The sequence below is a fragment of the Ectobacillus antri genome, assembly GCF_003852715.1.
GTDB classification, from domain to species: Bacteria; Bacillota; Bacilli; order Bacillales; family Bacillaceae_G; genus Ectobacillus; species Ectobacillus antri.
In genome coordinates this window covers 1-1192 of the sequence record NZ_RIAV01000061.1, presented here as the reverse complement: position 1 = coordinate 1192, position 1192 = coordinate 1, and the positions used below count along the sequence as shown (strand labels likewise).

Genomic DNA, 1192 nt, shown 5'->3' with positions numbered 1-1192 from the left:
TGTAATGTTTAACCGCTTCATTTTACCAGCTCCTGTCCCTGCCTTTTCTAGTAAACAGTGTAGACAGGAAGGGAAGGTTTTAGGCATCAGAGGCTGAAAAAATTATTCACTTATATATAAATAATCAGCATAAATATTAATAGTATCATTTGGATTTATATTATAGGCTGAAAAATCTTGGATGTACATTCTAGTAGTACCGTTATAAAAATATACGTCCCCTTGTATGAAATCAATTTTCTTTTGGTATAAATTATGTAAAATAATTTCTCGATAAACCTTTCTATTCCCACTAGTAAATTCTACTTTATCTACTACCATTACTTTTAGAAATTTATTTTGTGCTTTGTTACTATTTCTACTATATTCTTGAATCTCATCCTGCTCAATTTTTTTAAATTTTTTGTCGCTAATCTTAAATAAAAAAAAGATACTAATTACAATAGCCCAAAATACTCCAAGCCCCAACTTGTCAAAAATATTAAGCCCATCTGAATAATACTTTAATATAGGACTAAACAAAAACATAATGCTTACTAATAATGTAGTAAACCTAATAAGTTTCCACTTTTTATAAAGTTTCCTACTTTCAGGGGTTATTACTATTTCATTTGCTTGTTTTTCATCTTGTTCATTAAATATTTCTACTAATCTCCTTAATCTGTCATTAAATTGCTCTACAAGCAAAATCTTTCCTTGGATTTGAGTCAATAATTTGGACACAAAAAAATTGAGTTCTAGGCTGCTTTTCTTTCCCGATCTTCAATAGCTTGAGGGGTTTGATAGCCGAGACTGCTATGAATTCTTCTTCGGTTATACCATCCTTCAATAAATTGAAACAGGGCTAGTTGCGCTTCTTTGAAGTCGTAGTACCGTGTTTGATAGATTTCTTCTTTCTTTAATATGGCATGAAAAGATTCAATACAGGCATTATCGTACGGACAGCCTTTTTGACTAAAGGAATGCTTCATTCCATACATTTGAACATACTGGATAAACTCACTGCTGGTGTATTGTGAGCCTAGATCCGTATGAAGGATTACGCCCTGTAAGGGCTTTTGGCAAGAGTACGCTAGAAATGCTAACCTAAAAATGTACAACTAAGCTCACTTAAAGATGTACAGAATAGCTTCACTTCTTCATACTAATCATGAGGTGATTCGTATGTACATCATGTTGGATATTCAAACGG

General features: G+C 32.3%; 1 protein-coding gene and 1 pseudogene. Both read right to left on the bottom strand.

Annotated elements, in window-relative coordinates:
* Positions 1-102: 102 nt before the first annotated feature.
* On the bottom strand, positions 103-687 hold the full coding sequence (locus EEJ45_RS18030) for a hypothetical protein (protein WP_124566127.1): 585 nt from the start codon (positions 685-687) through the stop codon (positions 103-105).
* A gap of 50 nt (positions 688-737) precedes the next feature.
* Positions 738-1073, bottom strand: a pseudogene (locus EEJ45_RS18800) (integrase core domain-containing protein); the annotation flags it as partial.
* Positions 1074-1192 lie beyond the last annotated feature (119 nt).